The organism is Bacillus sp. NSP9.1 (genome assembly GCF_000465465.2).
In the GTDB taxonomy this organism is placed as follows: Bacteria; Bacillota; Bacilli; order Bacillales; family Bacillaceae; genus Bacillus; species Bacillus sonorensis_A.
The window spans coordinates 2,900,996-2,916,996 of record NZ_CP048273.1 but is presented as its reverse complement, the minus strand read 5'-3'; the positions used below and the strand labels follow the sequence as shown (position 1 = coordinate 2,916,996).

The 16,001-nt window shown below is 47.0% G+C and carries 22 protein-coding genes; 11 read left to right on the top strand and 11 right to left on the bottom strand.

All coding sequences use genetic code 11. The features are described from left to right. Position 1: 1 nt before the first annotated feature. The 3 genes from nikC to nikA are packed head-to-tail and all read right to left on the bottom strand — an operon-like array spanning position 2 to position 3,314. The gene (gene nikC / locus M654_RS15195) at positions 2–838 is read right to left on the bottom strand and encodes a nickel transporter permease (RefSeq protein WP_026587728.1); all 837 of its coding nucleotides are present in this window, start codon (positions 836–838) and stop codon (positions 2–4) included. Next, complete coding sequence (gene nikB / locus M654_RS15190) at positions 835–1,776, bottom strand: nickel ABC transporter permease (RefSeq protein ID WP_026587727.1); 942 nt, start codon at positions 1,774–1,776, stop codon at positions 835–837. The genes nikC and nikB overlap by 4 nt, the downstream gene beginning before the upstream one ends. After that, complete coding sequence (gene nikA / locus M654_RS15185) at positions 1,773–3,314, bottom strand: nickel ABC transporter substrate-binding protein (protein WP_026587726.1); 1,542 nt, start codon at positions 3,312–3,314, stop codon at positions 1,773–1,775. Before nikA ends, nikB begins: the two co-directional genes overlap by 4 nt. A gap of 283 nt (positions 3,315–3,597) precedes the next feature. Between nikA and M654_RS15180 the strand changes: the two genes are divergently transcribed. Beyond that, on the top strand, positions 3,598–3,810 hold the full coding sequence (locus tag M654_RS15180; protein ID WP_026587725.1) for a hypothetical protein: 213 nt from the start codon (positions 3,598–3,600) through the stop codon (positions 3,808–3,810). A gap of 187 nt (positions 3,811–3,997) precedes the next feature. Here M654_RS15180 and M654_RS15175 read toward each other — a convergent pair whose 3' ends face one another. After that, the gene (locus M654_RS15175) at positions 3,998–4,633 is read right to left on the bottom strand and encodes an esterase/lipase family protein (RefSeq protein WP_026587724.1); all 636 of its coding nucleotides are present in this window, start codon (positions 4,631–4,633) and stop codon (positions 3,998–4,000) included. A gap of 469 nt (positions 4,634–5,102) precedes the next feature. Here M654_RS15175 and M654_RS15170 point away from each other — a divergent pair, with 469 nt between their 5' ends. Genes M654_RS15170 through M654_RS15160 form a run of 3 tightly spaced genes read left to right on the top strand, consistent with a single transcriptional unit; the run spans position 5,103 to position 6,933 of the window. Next, the gene (locus M654_RS15170) at positions 5,103–5,573 is read left to right on the top strand and encodes a GNAT family N-acetyltransferase (RefSeq protein WP_026587723.1); all 471 of its coding nucleotides are present in this window, start codon (positions 5,103–5,105) and stop codon (positions 5,571–5,573) included. An 11-nt stretch (positions 5,574–5,584) separates the two neighbouring features. Then, entirely contained in the window at positions 5,585–5,941 is a 357-nt protein-coding gene (locus tag M654_RS15165; protein WP_026587722.1) for an antibiotic biosynthesis monooxygenase family protein, read from the top strand. Further along, positions 5,938–6,933, top strand: a complete 996-nt coding sequence (locus tag M654_RS15160; protein ID WP_026587721.1) for a GNAT family N-acetyltransferase — start codon at positions 5,938–5,940, stop codon at positions 6,931–6,933. The genes M654_RS15165 and M654_RS15160 overlap by 4 nt, the downstream gene beginning before the upstream one ends. On the opposite strand, the gene M654_RS15155 is transcribed toward M654_RS15160, so the two are convergent. Continuing rightward, entirely contained in the window at positions 6,923–7,120 is a 198-nt protein-coding gene (locus M654_RS15155) for a CDGSH iron-sulfur domain-containing protein (RefSeq protein ID WP_026587720.1), read from the bottom strand. The two genes, M654_RS15160 and M654_RS15155, sit on opposite strands and share 11 nt — an antisense overlap. Positions 7,121–7,231: 111 nt before the next feature. Here M654_RS15155 and M654_RS15150 point away from each other — a divergent pair, with 111 nt between their 5' ends. After that, the gene (locus tag M654_RS15150) at positions 7,232–7,555 is read left to right on the top strand and encodes an iron-sulfur cluster biosynthesis family protein (RefSeq protein WP_026587719.1); all 324 of its coding nucleotides are present in this window, start codon (positions 7,232–7,234) and stop codon (positions 7,553–7,555) included. 13 nt (positions 7,556–7,568) lie between these two features. After that, positions 7,569–7,808, top strand: a complete 240-nt coding sequence (locus M654_RS15145) for a YqkC family protein (protein WP_026587718.1) — start codon at positions 7,569–7,571, stop codon at positions 7,806–7,808. A 20-nt stretch (positions 7,809–7,828) separates the two neighbouring features. Here M654_RS15145 and M654_RS15140 read toward each other — a convergent pair whose 3' ends face one another. Continuing rightward, on the bottom strand, positions 7,829–8,758 hold the full coding sequence (locus M654_RS15140) for an alpha/beta hydrolase (protein ID WP_026587717.1): 930 nt from the start codon (positions 8,756–8,758) through the stop codon (positions 7,829–7,831). A gap of 158 nt (positions 8,759–8,916) precedes the next feature. On the opposite strand from M654_RS15140, the gene M654_RS15135 reads away from it, so the two are divergent. Further along, on the top strand, positions 8,917–9,147 hold the full coding sequence (locus tag M654_RS15135) for a YqkE family protein (RefSeq protein ID WP_026587716.1): 231 nt from the start codon (positions 8,917–8,919) through the stop codon (positions 9,145–9,147). Positions 9,148–9,187: 40 nt separating this feature from the next. On the opposite strand, the gene M654_RS15130 is transcribed toward M654_RS15135, so the two are convergent. From M654_RS15130 to mciZ, 4 genes are all read right to left on the bottom strand, one after another. Then, on the bottom strand, positions 9,188–10,108 hold the full coding sequence (locus tag M654_RS15130) for an aldo/keto reductase (RefSeq protein ID WP_026587715.1): 921 nt from the start codon (positions 10,106–10,108) through the stop codon (positions 9,188–9,190). Between the two features lie 58 nt (positions 10,109–10,166). Then, the gene (locus M654_RS15125) at positions 10,167–10,511 is read right to left on the bottom strand and encodes a DoxX family protein (protein WP_026587714.1); all 345 of its coding nucleotides are present in this window, start codon (positions 10,509–10,511) and stop codon (positions 10,167–10,169) included. Between the two features lie 7 nt (positions 10,512–10,518). Further along, entirely contained in the window at positions 10,519–11,127 is a 609-nt protein-coding gene (locus M654_RS15120) for a TetR/AcrR family transcriptional regulator (protein ID WP_026587713.1), read from the bottom strand. Positions 11,128–11,206: 79 nt separating this feature from the next. Next, positions 11,207–11,329 (bottom strand): Z-ring formation inhibitor MciZ, encoded by a 123-nt coding sequence (gene mciZ, locus M654_RS15115; RefSeq protein WP_026587712.1) that lies wholly within the window; start codon positions 11,327–11,329, stop codon positions 11,207–11,209. Positions 11,330–11,406: 77 nt separating this feature from the next. On the opposite strand from mciZ, the gene M654_RS15110 reads away from it, so the two are divergent. From M654_RS15110 to M654_RS15095, 4 genes are all read left to right on the top strand, one after another. After that, positions 11,407–11,964: an NUDIX hydrolase gene (locus M654_RS15110; RefSeq protein WP_026587711.1), complete on the top strand. Its 558-nt coding sequence runs from the start codon at positions 11,407–11,409 to the stop codon at positions 11,962–11,964. Next, entirely contained in the window at positions 11,961–13,124 is a 1,164-nt protein-coding gene (locus M654_RS15105) for a TIGR00375 family protein (RefSeq protein ID WP_026587710.1), read from the top strand. Before M654_RS15110 ends, M654_RS15105 begins: the two co-directional genes overlap by 4 nt. A 21-nt stretch (positions 13,125–13,145) precedes the next feature. Continuing rightward, positions 13,146–13,601: a GNAT family N-acetyltransferase gene (locus tag M654_RS15100; protein WP_026587709.1), complete on the top strand. Its 456-nt coding sequence runs from the start codon at positions 13,146–13,148 to the stop codon at positions 13,599–13,601. 123 nt (positions 13,602–13,724) lie between these two features. Beyond that, positions 13,725–14,531, top strand: a complete 807-nt coding sequence (locus M654_RS15095; RefSeq protein WP_026587708.1) for a TylF/MycF family methyltransferase — start codon at positions 13,725–13,727, stop codon at positions 14,529–14,531. A gap of 890 nt (positions 14,532–15,421) precedes the next feature. On the opposite strand, the gene M654_RS15085 is transcribed toward M654_RS15095, so the two are convergent. Further along, the gene (locus M654_RS15085; RefSeq protein ID WP_026587706.1) at positions 15,422–15,982 is read right to left on the bottom strand and encodes a GNAT family N-acetyltransferase; all 561 of its coding nucleotides are present in this window, start codon (positions 15,980–15,982) and stop codon (positions 15,422–15,424) included. Between the last annotated feature and the right edge of the window lie 19 nt (positions 15,983–16,001).

Here is a 16,001-nt window from a genome sequence, read left to right as displayed (position 1 = left end):
ATTAAGAAACTCCTTTGTTGTTTTTGACATCAAACCGGTCTCTTAAGCGATCGCCGTACAGGTTTGACAAGAGGACGATGAGCATGATCGCAAAGCCGGGGATCATCATGAGCTGTGGCGCATGCAAAAAGTAGTTTTTTCCGTCGTTCAGCATGGCGCCCCATTCCGGGTATGGAGGCTGGGCACCCAGTCCGATATAGGACAGGGCGGCAATCATTAACACCGTTTTTCCAATGTCAAGGGTGGCAAGCACAGAAACATTCCCGAGAACGTGGGGCAGCAGGTGTTTTTTTAAAATCGCTCCGGACCGTAAGCCCGTGAGCTCGGCCAAAGCGATATAGTCTTTTTGTTTTTCCGCAAAAACCGTGCTGCGGACCAGCCTCGCATAGCCGACCCATTTGACAGCGACGACGGCCAATATTAAGTTCATCAGGCCCGGGCCAAGCAAACCGCTTAAGACAATCGCGACAATATACTCGGGAAATGCCATAACAGCGTCAACGATTCTCATAATAATCCGGTCCAGCCGTCCGCCGAAAAAGCCGGAGGCGAGTCCGGCGGGAACACCTATGAAAACGGAGATCAGAATCGCGGCCAAGGCGGTGCCGACCGTCGCTTTCGCACCGGCGATCATCCGGGAAAATAAGTCCCTTCCCAAATGATCGGTCCCGAGCCAATGCTGAATACTGATCGGCTGGAGCCGGTTTGCCATATCGGTGCGGAGCGGATCGAACGGCAAAAAGAAGGGGGCTGTAAACAGTGCGGCAAAAAACAGCAGCAGTATAAGTTCTGGCAGTCTTGTTTTTGAGCGGAATACGTGTTTGACGTTTTTTCTCATCGGCGTCCAGCCTCCTTTAAGCGAATTTCCGGATTGAGGTACCGATAGGAGAGGTCAACCAAAAGATTGATCAGAACGACTGTGATTCCCATGAAAAGAATATAGCCCTGGATGATCGGGTAATCGCGCTGAATGATGGCATCAACGACAAGCTTGCCGACGCCGGGAAAGGCGAAAAGGACTTCAATAATCACCGTTCCGCCGAGCAGGCTGCCAAGGCTCGTCCCGAATATCGTAATCACAGGGATCAGGCAGTGGCGAAACGCATGAAAGAAGAAAATTCTCGCTTCACTGATGCCGCGTGCCCTTGCCGACCTGATGAAATCCTGTCCAAGGCTTTCAATTAAGCTTGACCGCACAAGCCGGACATAAACGCCCGACATTGCGATTCCAAGCGTGAGAGAGGGGAGAATCAGATGTTTGAACGTTCCGGCCCCCATCGACGGCAGCCAATTCAGCCTCACTGAAAAAAGATCAATCAAAATCAATCCGAGCCAAAAGCTGGGGAGTGCGGCTCCGACTAAAGCGAGCAAGCGGCCGAGATGATCGACCCATCGATCCCGGTATAAAGCGGAAAGCGTTCCGACCGGCACGGAAATCAGCAGCATGATGAGAAGAGATGTACCGGTCAAAAGCAATGTCGCCGGGAACTTTTGGCCGAGCTCGTCGATGACGGGCTGGCGGGTCGTATAGGAATGTCCTAAATCAAATTGGAAAAAACGCTTAAACCAGTTCCAATATTGAATATAGACCGGTTTGTTCAATCCGAGTTCTTCTCTGAATTCCTCTATCTGCTCATTTGTCACTGCCACGTCATCCACGCGAAGCATCTGTTTCACCGGATCGCCGGGAGCTGCTTTCATAAAGACAAAGCTGATAAATGAAAGCATGAATAAGAACAGGATCAGTTCAAACAGCCGCTTGGCAATCTGCTTCATTTCGTTTTCACATCCAAATCCTTCGTCAGCATATAATATTCACTTTGGCTGGTTTTCCAGTTTAATACATCCTTTTGATAGGCTGTGATGTTTTGCGGAGTGACGAGGAAAGAGTTCAGCGTCTCCTTCTCGATCAATTCAGCCGCTTTTTTGGCGAGGCGGTTCCGCTTTTGTTCCTCAATGGTACGGTTGAATTCCTCAATCCATTTGATCAAGGTTTGATTTTCGATCCCGCTGTAGTTTAAAGCGCCATTCGGTATATAGGCGGTGTTCAGCAAATAGCCGGCGTCGCCTCTAGGCGCGGTCATCGAGCTGTATGTCGCCAAATCCCAATCCTTGTTTTTCGCCAAATACTCGTCGATATTTTCCACCTGCTGAATCTTAATCGAAATACCCAGTTCCTTCGCATTTGACTCAAGTATTTGCGCGATTAAAGGCAATTCCGGACGAGACTGATAGGTTAGCAGTGTAAAAGATAAGGCTTTTCCATCCTTCACGGCTTTGCCGTTTTCAAGCTGGTAGCCCGCTTTTTTCAGTTCCGCTTTTGCAGCTTTCAGTCCGCTTGGCTTCTGAACCTTGCCAGAGGCAAACGGGAAGTCGGCCAAAAAAGGGCCGTCCGCAGGCTGGGCATGTCCGTTTAAAATGCTTTCTGCGATTTCTTTGCGGTCCAATAATGCATCAAAGGCTCGGCGCAGGTGACGATCGGCGAGCTCCTCCTTCTTTGTATTGTAGAGAATCTGGTGAACACGCAGGCTCGGCACCGAATCAACAATAATTGATGAATCCTTTTGAATATGTTCAATATTCTCAATACTCGGCCTGTAAATAATGTCGGCATCTTTTGACTGAAGAGCCATGACGCGGGCGTTTGCGTCTTCATTAAACGCGAATGTGACGTGCTTCAGCTTTGGTTTTCCGTCCCAATAATCGTCATATCGTTCAAGTTCAATCTTATGGCCGGCCTCAAAGGAGGAAACTTGGAAAGGCCCTGTTCCGACCGGTTTTTGAGCGATATCGCCCGCACTGACGTCGATGATCGATGTATTCGGATGAACCAATTCTGAAGGGAATTCGGGAAAAGGCTCTTGCGTTGTAATGGTCAATGTTTGTCCATCCGCTTTCATGTCTTTGATCTTTAAAGCGTTCTTCATGGCTTCGCTGTCGCGTATCGTTCGTTCCAAAGACGCTTTTACCGCATTTGCATCCGCTTTTTTGCCATTTTGAAACGTCAGATTGCCTTTAAGAGTGAAAATCCACGTCTGCCCGTCTTTGCTTTTCCAATCCTTTGCCAGCCACGGCTCGATGGTTAACTCGGAACTGATTTTGACAAGCGTTTCGCTGACACCTGCACGGACGGCGGTATAATTGACATCCAAATTCGGATCAAGGGTTTGACTAGGAATATTGAAAAGAAAGGTGAGTTTCTTCGCATCACCTTCCTGGTTTTCAGCGGTTGAATCAGCGCCTCCGAGAGAGCAGGAAGCGAGCAGGAAAAGGGAAACAATCGGCATGATGAAGCGCTTTGCTATGTAATTCATATGTTACACCTCCAAAAAGTAATAGTTACGATTTATCTTCATTATCATAGGGGATATTTTCTCCTTTGTAAACAGGAATTTTTGCCCCGGCAATTTGGATTTTAGCGGGGCTTCTGCATGATCACAATTTTATCGTCGGACAGGCCGGCTTTTCCCTAAAAAAAGGTCTGTAAAAAAGAAAGCCCGAATAATGTGAAACGAAAGAGTTAATGGCACGATTTTCAGAGAAAAAAAATATGCTGTTAATAAGATGTTGAAACAGCAAGTGAAAGGAGCCATAGTGATGCGGATTACAGTTAAAATACGCCATACTGCCGAAAATGAAGGCACGGACATCGGAGAATTCACTCCCGCTGAAATTGAAGATATCGTCCAGACAATCAGAAAATACGGAGCTTGGCTTTCACCTGATGCTGAAACGGATGATTATAAATTTTCCTTCCAGGATGCTAAATACAACCTTGAACAAAGAGTCTTTGAAATCATTGTAGAATAAAACATACCGGTGGGCTTCCGCGGACACTGAATGAACGATCACAGGGTGCGTTTATTTAGAGTCCTTTTTATTTCACGTCAGGTGGACAAAAAGAGAGGGGCTTTGCGCGGATGAAAAGTTTAAACCGTACATGGTGCTTTCTAAAAGTGAAACCTTGAAGAGGCTTGTCTCTCCAAGGTTTTTCACATTAATTGGTATTTTGGCCTCCGCCTGTCAGACCCTCTTTGATGAGGGCGTTCACTTTGCTGCTGAACAGCAGACCGACATGGCTTACGCCCGAGATCTGGATATTTTTGGCCCCTTCCAATTTAGAAAGGCTGTTTAAGACGATGAGATCGCTCGTGCTGTAAATGGATGTATACAAAATCTTTTGATCAGGATCGGTTCCCGGCAGCGCTTTGTTTGTGACCAACCGGTTCGCTCCTCCGATCGTGACGACATTTTCTATTTTATCTCCGCCGTCCAGGTTTTTAATGTAATAGAGGGTGTTGGCCCCGCCCATACTGTGGGCGACGATGTCGACTTTCTCCGCTCCCGTCTTATTTAAGACCTGTTTGACGTATTCAGATAGTTTCGGCCCGTTGTTGAGGTTGTTTCCGGTTTTATCGAAAAAGTTGACGGCATAAAGCTGATTGCTTGACCACCCGTTAGATTGCAAATACGATTTGATGCCGATGAAATTATAATCGGCTCCGCCGATGCCGTGAACCATGACAACGGGATTGTGGGAAGCGGCGGAAGCTGTTGGAGTCCTTAGCGAAAATACGGAAACAACAGACAGCATGCAAATCAATAGAATGGATAAAAATGAATGACGACGCATTGTCTCTCCTCCTCAATAATAGTAAATTCACAACGACAATTCTATAAAACGAACATATGACAAAGAAGTGTACATCTATCTATTTTTCCACCCGAAAAAAGAGCAGTATATGAAACACTACTTTCCCGCCGCTTCCTGCTGACCTCTTTAGGACAAGGAGAGAGGAGCTTTCCCAGAGGGGAGCGGAAATGTTTGTTCTGTTGAATAAGAACTAAGAGCTTTATCCTATTAATCTGCTGACGTATTAAAATGGCGGAGCGGAAGAAAAAAACGTTATAATAGAACATAATATCTATTGATAAAGGGGTGATCCGCAAGGGTGCAAGGTGACCCGATTGTGCTCGCAATCCTTTCCACCCGCGGCAAAAGGGATGCCGATTATCATGACAAGCTGATTGCGGAGGCAACAAGGAACGAGTACCGGTAGAAGTCCGAGTGAAACATTCAGGTGACAAGGGGGAGTTGAACAGTGCTGATTCGCCATGCCGAAGCTGCAGATTATGAAAAGGTTGCACCGGTCATTAACGATTGGTGGGGCGGAAGGAACATGCAGGATAAACTGCCGAGATTATTTTTCGACCATTTTCAACATACGAGTTTTATAGCTGAGAAAGGCGGAGATTTGATCGGCTTTCTGATCGGCTTTTTATCACAGACTAATCCGGAAGAATCGTATATTCATTTTGTCGGTGTTCATCCGGATTACAGAAAAATCCAAGTCGGCAAAAAACTTTATGAAGCCTTTTACCGGAAAGCGAAGGAGGCGGAGTGCAAGACAGTCCGTTGCATCACTTCGCCTGTCAACAAAGTGTCCATCGCTTATCACCGGAAAATGGGATTTTCAATCGAAAAAGGAGATAAAATATCGGACGGCATCCATGTGTTTTCAAATTATGACGGACCGAATCAAGATCGTGTTCTGTTTGTAAAAGAGCTGTGAACAAAAGGAGGATGAACATGATTTCAAAAACACCTGAGCCGCCGTATTACGCGGTGATTTTCACATCCGTCAGAACAGATGGGGATAACGGCTACGAAAAGACGGCCGCACACATGGTAAAGCTCGCCGAAGCCCAGCCCGGTTTCTTGGGAGCGGAAAGTGTGAAGGACAAAAACGGCAACGGGATAACGGTTTCCTATTGGGAAAGCCTTGAAGCCATTGACGGCTGGAAGTATCACACAGAACACTTGCACGCGAAGGAAAGGGGACGAAAAGAATGGTATGCTGACTTTGCGGTGCGCGTAGCGAAGGTGGAAAGCGCACGTTTTTCGGAAGCTGAGGGTGTCGATAGAGAGGAATCGCGATGATTCAATTGCTCAATCAAAAAGATCCTGATACCGCCCGCTTCATTTTAAATGTTCAAATCCCGGCCTATCAAAAAGAAGCGGAGATCATTCAATTTGACGGGATTCCGCAGCTGTATGAAACGGTCTCTGACATCAGCAACACAGATGAAACATTTATCGGCTCGTTTGAAGGCGGAGTCTTGACAGGAATAGCTTCATACACATTAGCGGCTGGAAAGCTTGTCATTTGCAGGCTGGCCGTTCATCCAGCTCATGTTCGAAAAGGGATCGCCTTGGCGCTGCTTCACTATGTCCTGATGGAAGATGAAGCAGAGGTGTTCGAGGTGACCACAGGAGCGCGCAATGAACCGGCAAAAGCGCTGTATCAAAAGCTGGGGTTTACTGAGATGGAGCAGTTTGAGCCTGAAAAAGGGGTTGTTCTTTCAAAGTTTTTTCTGCATGCGCCGAGAAAGGTTGAAGTCGTGCCTTACCACAAAGAGTGGAAGCATGAATTTATCAAAGAAAAGCGACAGCTTGAAGCGCTTTACCGTGATGAAATTGTTCACACCCATCATATCGGCAGCACGTCGATTCCGGGCATGAGCGCCAAACCGGTCATTGATATTTTGCTCGAAGTGAAGGATATCGGATCTTGCGCCCGCTTTGAAAAAGGGATGGAATTGCTCGGCTATGAAGCGAAAGGTGAAAACGGTATTCCAGGAAGAAGATATTTTCAAAAAGGCGGGCGAAACCGGACACACCACGTGCACATTTATGAAAGCGGGCATCCTGATATCAGGCGGCATCTATTGTTTAGGGATTATTTAATCGCCCATCCGGAGCGGGCGGAAGAGTACGCGGAATTGAAAAAAAGGCTGGCGAAGAGGTTTCCGCGGCAAATCAATTGCTATGTCAACGGCAAAGCCGGCTGGATCAAAGAGACGGAGCGCCTGGCTAAAGGGTGGGGCAAGCCGAAAGGGACTAGTGACGCCCCTTCCGGCTTCAGGCTCTGACACAAGAGTCGAACGTGCCTTTATGGCTTCCGTCACAATATGGCATTTTCAGCGATTTTCCACATCTGCACAGGGAAAAAGCCGCTTTTTTAGGAAATGGATTTCCTTCCATGTCGATCAGTTCAACTTCTCCCGTCACTCTGAATCCGCCGTGATCCATCACTTTAATCTGCGCTTTTTTTGACATCTCTCCACCTCCGATCCTCTTCCATATGTATGTCTGAAGCCCGGAAACCATGCGCTTTGGCCTGATCATGTGGTACAATGTCGGTAAAATAAAACAAAAGGATATGATATGATGCAGCTTGAAATCACCGAACAGGCCAAACAAGCCATTCAACAAGCGAAAGCGGCCTATCCGGATAAAAAAATCCAGCTCCGCTATGATTCAGAAGGCTGCGGATGCGCGGTCAGCGGCGTTCCCGTCCTTTGGCTGACAGACGAGTTGTCGGGAACATGTGAGCCGTTAAAAACAAACGGGATTCCCGTTTATATCCAATCATCGCAAAAAGTCTTTTTTGATGAAGCGATGACGATCGACTATTATGAGAAAGCGGGGGCGCTGATGCTGAAGAGTCCGGCCCAGGTGCTTTCTCCGAGAATGAGTATTTTAGTGAAATAGGGTGGCGTTTTTTTTGAATCAAAAGGTGAAATCGTTAAAACAAACCGCTCAAAACAAAACATGGGTATCGTTTTTACATCAAAATCATCCATACAGCCTTCTCCATTGGTCAATCGGCGGAACAGAATCCGTCCAAAAGGATGTTTGGCTCCTTCAGGATGAAATGACCTTTGAAACAAAGGAATTCGATACGATTGAGTCGGCCATTGCCTGGATCGGCGAGAATATGAAAGACATTACAGATATCCTGTAATGCAAAAAAGCGAACGGGTCTTATGCCCGTTCGCTTTCTTTGTTCATGCCTGTGACGTTCTGGAGAAATTCCCGAACCGCTTTTTTGTAGCTGTTCCGGTTTTGCGTGTAGCTCATCGCGTGCGCTCCTTTTTCGGCGATGTACAGCTGTTTCTCCCCGGTTTTTTTCTCGTAGAGCGTCTCGCTTGATTCCGCCGGGATGTAGTCGTCATCTTTGCTGTGGATGAACAGCACCGGCTTATGAATTTGATCGATGACCGAAAGAGGCGCAACATCGCGGATCCGGTAGCCGTCCCGCCATTTCAAAAAAAGGTTGGCAAGCGGGAGAATCGGCGTGCCGGGCAGGCGGAAATCCTCCTTCAGACGGTAGATCAGCTGCTCTTCAAAAGTAGCGAACGGGCAGTCGGCGATATAAAAATCGGCAGCGTCATCGGCCATGCCGGCATATAGTAGCGTCGTCACGGCGCCCATTGATTCGCCATGGATGCCGATGAGCGCATCATTCCCGTTCCGTTTTCTCAGCCAGTCGACCACCGTTTTCAAGTCATGTTTTTCATAGTAGCCGTAGCTTGTCGTTTTTCCGCCGCTCATCCCGTGTCTGCGATGGTCATAGATGACGGCATTCCAGCCGAGCTCCAAAAACAAATTCATATATTTAATAGAATTCAGCAAATTCATGGTGACCCCGTGGCAGATGATGACGGTGTTTTTCGTCTTGTTGGGGTGGACATAGTATCCTTTAATATCATAGCCGTAAATAGAGCGCAGGGTGATGCTTTCCTTGGGCAGGGCCTCAAACTCTTCCTCCGCATAATGGCCGTCCGCCGTTTCCCGTTCGAGAATGAATTGATTTGTCCGTGTTTTAATATACATGATTTGGTTCGTAAAATAGATGCCCAGTGTGAAGAGAAGCAGGAGCGCCGCCCCAAGCACGGCAAACAAAATGTACATCAGCTGTTTCTTCCTTTCTGTAAAATAAAGCTTCTGCAGTCTATCTTAGCATATCAAAACGTGAAAATATGTAAAAAAACCTCACGACCTTCCGCTTGTGGAAAATGGGCTGCTCCTGATAAACTATCATCACAAACGAAGGAGGAGGAGGGAATCGCATGGCAAAGAAAAAACAGGAGCCGCGACATGAACAGCAGCTGAAAGATGCGCTCGCCGACGATCTAAAACAGCAGCTTCAGCAAATGAAAAACGAATTAAAAGAAGAAGACGAAAAAAGAAAAGAGCGCGAGAAAGAGCGTCTCATCAAACAGAGAAAAGAAAAGGAAAAAAATAAAACCTTTGAAGAACTGCTCAATGAAAGCGGGCTCGACTGGAGACAGTATAAATAACAAAGCACCGTCTGTGTGAGACGGTGCTTTGTCATGTTTTCTAGCCGCGGTGGGCGGTATACACGCCGCGCTTCGTATAAAAGCGCAGCGCTTTGATTTCCTGGTCTGTCAGACGGCGTCCGCCGACAGATTTGACGTTTTCCCGAAGCTGCGGGATTTTGCTTGCCCCCGGGATGACCGCGCCAACAGCAGGCTGGGCGAGAACGTATTTCATGGCGGTTTCGGTTGCGGTCAGATCCGGCGCCGTTTTCTCAATATCAGCTTTTGTCTTGATCAGCTCGCCATAAGAATAAGATAAATAACCGCTTTTCTTGATATTGGCGTTTGCCTGGGAAATAGGTCTTTCGGTGAGGAGACCTTTTGCAAGCGGTCCTCTTGCGATGACGCTGATTCCGTGTTCTTCCAGGAAGGACAGCCATTCCTCAGGCCGGCGGTCGAGCAAGCTGTACTGCATCATGACAGTGATGATATTCGATTTTTTGACGTATTCTTTGATGACATTCGGACGGATCGAAGAAATTCCGTAATAGCGGATGACGCCTTCCTGCTTTAATTCTTCAAACGCTTCGATCGTTTCGTCGATATTGTCTTCAATCGTTCCGCCATGAAGCTGATAGAGATCGATGTAATCCGTTTGCAGGCGCTTCAAGCTCCGTTTGACAGCTTCTTTTATGTACGCTTTGCTCGGGTCCCAAAACCAGCCCGGTTTTCCTTCCTCCCAGCGGTTTCCCGCTTTGGTGGCGAGGATGACGTCATGGCGCCTCGCCTTGATTGCATCACCGACAATTTCTTCATTTAATCCAAAGTCGTACAGATCGGCAGTATCGACATAATTGATGCCAAGCTCCAATGCTTCATCCAAGATGGACCGTGCACGCTGTTTGTCTGTTCCGAGGGACATACAGCCGAGGCCGACTTCACTCACCTTTAATTCAGATCGTCCAAGCGTTCGTTTTTCCATATGCTTCACTCTCCTTTTCTGCTACTTTGAACGTAATACAAAGAAGCGAAGTTTTCAACTAAATCAGCTCCATTATCACGATGGCCAGAGAGCAAATGAAACAGACTGCCGCGGGAATGGCCATTAAAAAAGATTGGCGGGCCCGGAATATGTGAGCATGGATGGCTCCGATCATGAGAATGGAGAACAACACCCCTGAAGAAAGAGCCGAATACGGATTCCACACTCCCCATGCCATGCCGAGCGCCCCAACGATTTCAAGACCCCCTGTCATTGAAAGAAACCATAACGGGTATTGATAATGGCGCCAATGTTCCACTTGGAATGGAACGTGTAAAACCTTGATGACGCCTCCAGTCAACATAAACGCCGCCAAACCGATTTTTAAAAAAAGCAATACCATCTGAGATTCACTCCGTTTCCGCTGGCTGTTCAGGAGACGGCAGCATGCCGTGTATGAAAAGGTCGACTGTGTGTGCCGCCAGACCCGCCGGATCTTTTGTTCCTGTAAGCAAGTATAAGTCTGTCAGGTGTTCGATCATCCCGATCAGGCATTCCGCAACGGTTTCCATATCCAACCCGGAGCGAAAATAGCCGAGCCGCTGTTCAGCTTCTAAGTTTTCTTTCAGCGCCACCGTCAAATCCCTTTTGATTTGTTTGGCTTCCGGATTGAGAAAAAAGCCGATGCGGGTTAAATCCGAGTCTTCAGCCAGAAACATAAAAACGGTTTCTACAGCAGACAACACCCGTTTTGCAACATCTTTTCGTTCGATTCCACTTTCTAAGCGAAAGGACTCGATCTGCTTTTTTAAACTCGTATGAAAATCGGTGATTAACTCTTTGAAGATGGCATCTTTGCTTTGAAAATAAAGATAGAAGGAGGGCTGGGTCAGTCCGGCTTTTTTGACGATTGTACTCACCTTTGTGTCGTGAAATCCCCGGCTGGCAAATTCATTTGTCGCCACTTTAAGCAATCGCTGTCTGCTTTCCTTTCCTTTTCGTCCTTTTTCATTTTCCACATTGAATCGCCTCACATAATAATACTCGTCAGTAATGTTACTGACGAGTATTATTTCATATCGCATCATAGGTTGTCAATTATTGATCTGAAATCCATTCTCTCACATATTCATACATCCGCCCGTATTCTTTCAGCTTGGCGCGGATCTCCCACGCTTTTCCCGACATCACGATTCTGTCGGCTAAACGGTAGATCTTCATGGCGCGTCCCCCTTTTCGTGGTGTATGATAAAATGTATGGGATAAACAGCAGCAACAGAACTTAGGAGATGATCAAACTGAAACGCTTAGAGGAGAAAACAATATCAAAAGAAAAGCTTTTTTCAGGCAAGGTAATTGATCTGTATCTGGAAGATGTCGAACTGCCGAACGGCAAAACAGGCAAGCGCGAAATCGTCAAACATCCCGGGGCTGTGGCCGTCTTGGCACTGACCGATGAAGACAACATCATCCTCGTCAAACAGTACAGAAAAGCGCTTGAACGGACGATTGTCGAAATTCCGGCAGGCAAGCTCGAAAAAGGGGAGAAGCCTGAATATACCGCAATGCGGGAGCTTGAAGAAGAAACGGGGTATACGGCGTCCGTGCTCAAAAAAATCACCGCTTTCTATACATCTCCGGGGTTTGCCGACGAACTGGTGCATCTGTACTTGGCGGAAGGGCTGACACCTCTGGAAGAAAAGCGCGAACTTGATGAAGACGAATTTGTTGAAGTAATGGAGGTGCCGCTTGACGGGGCGCTGAAGATGATGGAAAGCCAGGACATCTACGATGCGAAGACAGCTTATGCCATCCAGTATCTTGAGCTTAAGAGAGCCTTGCAAGCAAAAAAATGAAAGAAATCTTTGCGGACATGCATATCCATATCGGGCAGACCGAATCAGGAAGGCCGGTGAAAATAACGGCGGCCCGCTCGCTCATGCTTGACGAGATTTTAATTGAAGCAAGCGAACATAAAGGAATGGGGTTGATCGGCATTATCGACTGCCATTCGCCTGAGGTGCTGGCCGAAATCGAAAAAGGAGTGGCGTCCGGACGCTATGCCGAGCTTGAAGACGGCGGAATCAAATATAAAGAGACCGTGCTGTTATGCGGATCTGAATTGGAAATCTATGATGGCAGATGCCGCGGGCCGATTCACGTCTTGGCGTTCATGCCGACGATCGAGAGGATGAAGCAGTTTTCCGACTGGCTCTCCGAAAGGGTCACAAACATTCATCTCAGCTCACAGCGCATCTATGAGACAGGCGTCCGCCTTCAGGAGAAGGTCAAAGAACTGGGCGGTCTGTTTATTCCCGCTCATATTTTCACGCCGCATAAGAGCCTGTACGGAAAAGGAGTCAGGTACTCCCTGAAAGAGGTCTTTGATGAGCGGCTGATCGATGCGGTCGAACTCGGACTGAGCAGTGACACAGAAATGGCCTCGCATGTGTCTGAACTGAACCGGTATGCTTTTTTGACCAATTCCGACGCCCATTCTCTCGCAAAAATCGGCAGGGAATACAATAAGCTGCTGCTGAAGCAGGCGAGCTTTAAAGAATTTTCGCTTGCTTTGAAGAATGAGGAAGGGCGGCGCATCGCGGCTAACTACGGAATGAATCCGCAGCTTGGCAAGTATTATCAGACTGCCTGTGAGAAATGCAGCCGCCTAAAAGAAGCCGGCGAAACGGAATGCGCAGCATGCGGCAGCACAAAGTTTACAAAAGGGGTCAGCACCCGCTTAAAAGAGCTGTACGATCAACATACAAGCCCGGTCAAGCGTCCGCCTTATGTGCACCAGGTGCCGCTTCAGCTCCTCCCCGGCGTCGGCCCGAAAACGATTCAGAAGCTGAAAGAGGCCTTCGGAACGGAAATGAATATTCTTCATTACGCCGAGGAAAGCGACCTTTTCGGCATGCTCCGTCCGCAAACGGCCGAGCTTGTGATCAAAGCGAGAAAAGGTGAGCTTGAGCTAAAAGCGGGAGGCGGAGGGACCTACGGAAAAGTACAAATGTAAAAAGGAGACTTAAGGAAGAGAATGGAGTGGAAGCTGAAATCTTTTGAAGGTTTGTCAAAAGACGAGCTGTATCGCATCATAAAGCTGCGAATAGACGTCTTTGTCGTCGAGCAGAACTGTCCGTACCATGAACTTGATCATTTGGATGAGCTGGCCCACCATTTATTTTTAGAGGAAAAAGGTGAGATATTGGCCTATTGCAGGCTGTTTCCAGGCGGAGCGGTTTATGAAGAGGCGTCAATCGGCCGGGTGATCGTCCGCAAAGAGGACAGAGGCAAGGGATACGCGCAGACGCTTCTTGAAAAGGCGCTCGGTTTTTTGGAAAGCGAGTGGAGAGAGAAGGCTGTCAAAATCAGCGCCCAGGACCATCTGCGCTCCTTTTACAGCTCATTTGGATTTACGGAAGTTTCGGAAGTCTATTTAGAAGACGGCATCCCACATGTCGATATGCTCAAGAATGTCCAACAGAAAAAATAAAACAGAGAAAAATCCTCCCTTTTCTAAAGGAGGATTTTTCTTTGGCTGAAATAACCAGAACCTGACTTTCATATCACACATAAGATGCTAAATATAATGTTTGGCACAGGAGGCATTTATGATATGGAACAGGCTGAGCAAATGTATGTAGAGCTATTAAAAAAAGCCATTTTATTTGAAATTTGGCAGGAGCATGAACGTTATATACCGGTCAATGTACCTGTCCCGCATGAATTGCAAAGGAGGATCGGATGGAACAATCTAAAAATTGTGCGCTGTGTCGCTCCTAATCCTGAATCCCGCAAAGCGGGAACGGACTGGCCGCCGATTGCCCACAGCATGATCGGCCGGGTGCGTATGAACAATTTGCAGATGTGCATGGAAACGGTATTGAAAGAAGACATAGCGGGAGATTTCATCGAAACAGGTGTATGGCGGGGCGGTGCTTGTATTTTTATGAAAGGGTTCTTGAAAGTGCATGGAGTCGATAACCGCAAAGTGTGGGTGGCGGATTCCTTTGAAGGCCTGCCGGCGCCGGACATCGAAAAATACCCGCAAGACACGGGGGACCGGCATCATAAGGTTGATTTTTTAAGGGTTTCGCTCGAGGAAGTGAAACAAAACTTTCAAAAATACGACTTGCTTGATGAGGGCGTTCAATTTTTGAAAGGCTGGTTCAAAGACACGCTGCCTGAAGCTCCAATTGACCAGCTCGCCATTTTGCGGCTTGACGGCGATATGTATGAATCGACAATGGATAGTCTGTCCAATTTATATGACAAGGTGTCAAAAGGCGGCTTTATCATTATTGATGACTTCACTCTAAAAGGATGCCGCGCAGCCGTGCTTGATTTCCTGAAAGAACAGGGGCTGGATCAATCCGTGCTCGTTCCCATCGATCCATACTCCGTTTATTGGCGAAAGCCGTAAAGGAAAACCGAAGGTGCATCTTCAGGGTTAGATGCACCTTTTTTCAAATCGATTCACTCTCCGAGTTCTTTTCTGTACATTTTTCTTAAGGTTATACCGGAAAATATTCAAGAAACCGGGTGAAGGGGAGCGACGTCTTTGCAATAGGCGGCTGTTGTGAAAGGAGATGAGATTTAGTTTGTTTGTTGTATTCCATCAACACGCAATCTTGATGCTCGCCTCATGCAGTTAATTTCGGAAGGATTCGCACTTTTTTAAAACCGCATTTTTCATAACATCGCAAAGCGCGCGTATTTCTCATTGGAGGGTCTATAACTACTTGCTCGCTTGCCCTTTCATGCAAAATTCATTTTCTTATTTGAGCAGAAGGGAAAGAGAGATTTTTTTCTTTGCCATGTGTATGGGAATTTTTATCACTTTTTGGATCCATGGTACAATAACAAATTCAAGCTCTTAAACGAATAGAGGTGGACACGAGAAGTGTTGTTTTACATATTTTTAACACTGTATATCATCGCAGTATTGTTTCTTAATTCTGTATATGATTTAAGTAATGAAGTATGAACTGTTTTATTTGCTATATTTTTAAGTGCTCTAGTATTTCGAAGGATTTTGAAACGAGTGAAAAGGTATATGATAAAACCCTTATAGGCCATAGGAATTTTTTCTGTAGTTCAATTGAAAAAACGCGTTCAGCAGGACGAATTATCATTCGTGATTCTGAAAGAAGGTCATGAAAAAGTATCAAAACACCAAACCTCTTCCAATCCGATCAAACGTTTTTCACAGCACATCCTCTTTTCTAATGCTCTGCTCCTGGGCTTGGTGAATCCACGGCTCAAAACCGACTTGATGATATCATTGACTGTATTTCAAGGAAAAAATACACCTTAACATACGGCGGCATAAATACAAGTATCCCTGTATTCGCTCAGGTCATTCGAAAGATCGTCATGATGCAAAACCGCTTCAAGCTGAAAACCGAGCCGCTCAGCCATTTTTCTGCTTCTGTGATTGGTGCTGTCACAGCGTATTTCGAGCCGTTTTGCCCCGAGAGCGTTCTTTGCGAAATCGATGAGGCCCTTGAGCGCTTCTGTCATATATCCTTTTCCGGCAAATTCGGAATGGCACCAATAGCCGATTTCAAACCGCTTCGCTTCCCAGTTCATGCGGTGAAGGCCGGTGCTGCCGATAAAAGCGCCGGATTCTTTATGGAAAATATGCATTCTCAGATCCTTCCGCAAAATAAAATCGGCCTGCGCCTGTCTGACGTTGATTTCTGTTTCTTCCGCCTTCGGCAGCTCCCTGGCAAACGGCATCCACGGCTTCAGCTCAGGCAACGATTTTCGAATGGCGTCATGGACGGCCGCGCCGTCGCCTGCCCTTGGAGCTCTGACAAAAAAGCGCGGGGTTTCAAAGCTGTCCGGAAAATTAAGCAGTATCGGATTCATACGGGTCTCCTCCAATTTT

What these genes read in the sequence shown, in the direction of transcription:
- nikC (WP_026587728.1), bottom strand. Translation starts at nt 838, where the DNA reads ATGAGAAAAAACGTCAAACACGTATTCCGCTCAAAAACAAGACTGCCA.
- nikB (WP_026587727.1), bottom strand. Translation starts at nt 1,776, where the DNA reads ATGAAGCAGATTGCCAAGCGGCTGTTTGAACTGATCCTGTTCTTATTC.
- nikA (WP_026587726.1), bottom strand. Translation starts at nt 3,314, where the DNA reads ATGAATTACATAGCAAAGCGCTTCATCATGCCGATTGTTTCCCTTTTC.
- M654_RS15180 (WP_026587725.1), top strand. Translation starts at nt 3,598, where the DNA reads ATGCGGATTACAGTTAAAATACGCCATACTGCCGAAAATGAAGGCACG.
- M654_RS15175 (WP_026587724.1), bottom strand. Translation starts at nt 4,633, where the DNA reads ATGCGTCGTCATTCATTTTTATCCATTCTATTGATTTGCATGCTGTCT.
- M654_RS15165 (WP_026587722.1), top strand. Translation starts at nt 5,585, where the DNA reads ATGAACATGATTTCAAAAACACCTGAGCCGCCGTATTACGCGGTGATT.
- M654_RS15160 (WP_026587721.1), top strand. Translation starts at nt 5,938, where the DNA reads ATGATTCAATTGCTCAATCAAAAAGATCCTGATACCGCCCGCTTCATT.
- M654_RS15155 (WP_026587720.1), bottom strand. Translation starts at nt 7,120, where the DNA reads ATGTCAAAAAAAGCGCAGATTAAAGTGATGGATCACGGCGGATTCAGA.
- M654_RS15150 (WP_026587719.1), top strand. Translation starts at nt 7,232, where the DNA reads ATGCAGCTTGAAATCACCGAACAGGCCAAACAAGCCATTCAACAAGCG.
- M654_RS15140 (WP_026587717.1), bottom strand. Translation starts at nt 8,758, where the DNA reads ATGTACATTTTGTTTGCCGTGCTTGGGGCGGCGCTCCTGCTTCTCTTC.
- M654_RS15135 (WP_026587716.1), top strand. Translation starts at nt 8,917, where the DNA reads ATGGCAAAGAAAAAACAGGAGCCGCGACATGAACAGCAGCTGAAAGAT.
- M654_RS15130 (WP_026587715.1), bottom strand. Translation starts at nt 10,108, where the DNA reads ATGGAAAAACGAACGCTTGGACGATCTGAATTAAAGGTGAGTGAAGTC.
- M654_RS15125 (WP_026587714.1), bottom strand. Translation starts at nt 10,511, where the DNA reads ATGGTATTGCTTTTTTTAAAAATCGGTTTGGCGGCGTTTATGTTGACT.
- mciZ (WP_026587712.1), bottom strand. Translation starts at nt 11,329, where the DNA reads ATGAAGATCTACCGTTTAGCCGACAGAATCGTGATGTCGGGAAAAGCG.
- M654_RS15105 (WP_026587710.1), top strand. Translation starts at nt 11,961, where the DNA reads ATGAAAGAAATCTTTGCGGACATGCATATCCATATCGGGCAGACCGAA.
- M654_RS15100 (WP_026587709.1), top strand. Translation starts at nt 13,146, where the DNA reads ATGGAGTGGAAGCTGAAATCTTTTGAAGGTTTGTCAAAAGACGAGCTG.
- M654_RS15095 (WP_026587708.1), top strand. Translation starts at nt 13,725, where the DNA reads ATGGAACAGGCTGAGCAAATGTATGTAGAGCTATTAAAAAAAGCCATT.
- M654_RS15085 (WP_026587706.1), bottom strand. Translation starts at nt 15,982, where the DNA reads ATGAATCCGATACTGCTTAATTTTCCGGACAGCTTTGAAACCCCGCGC.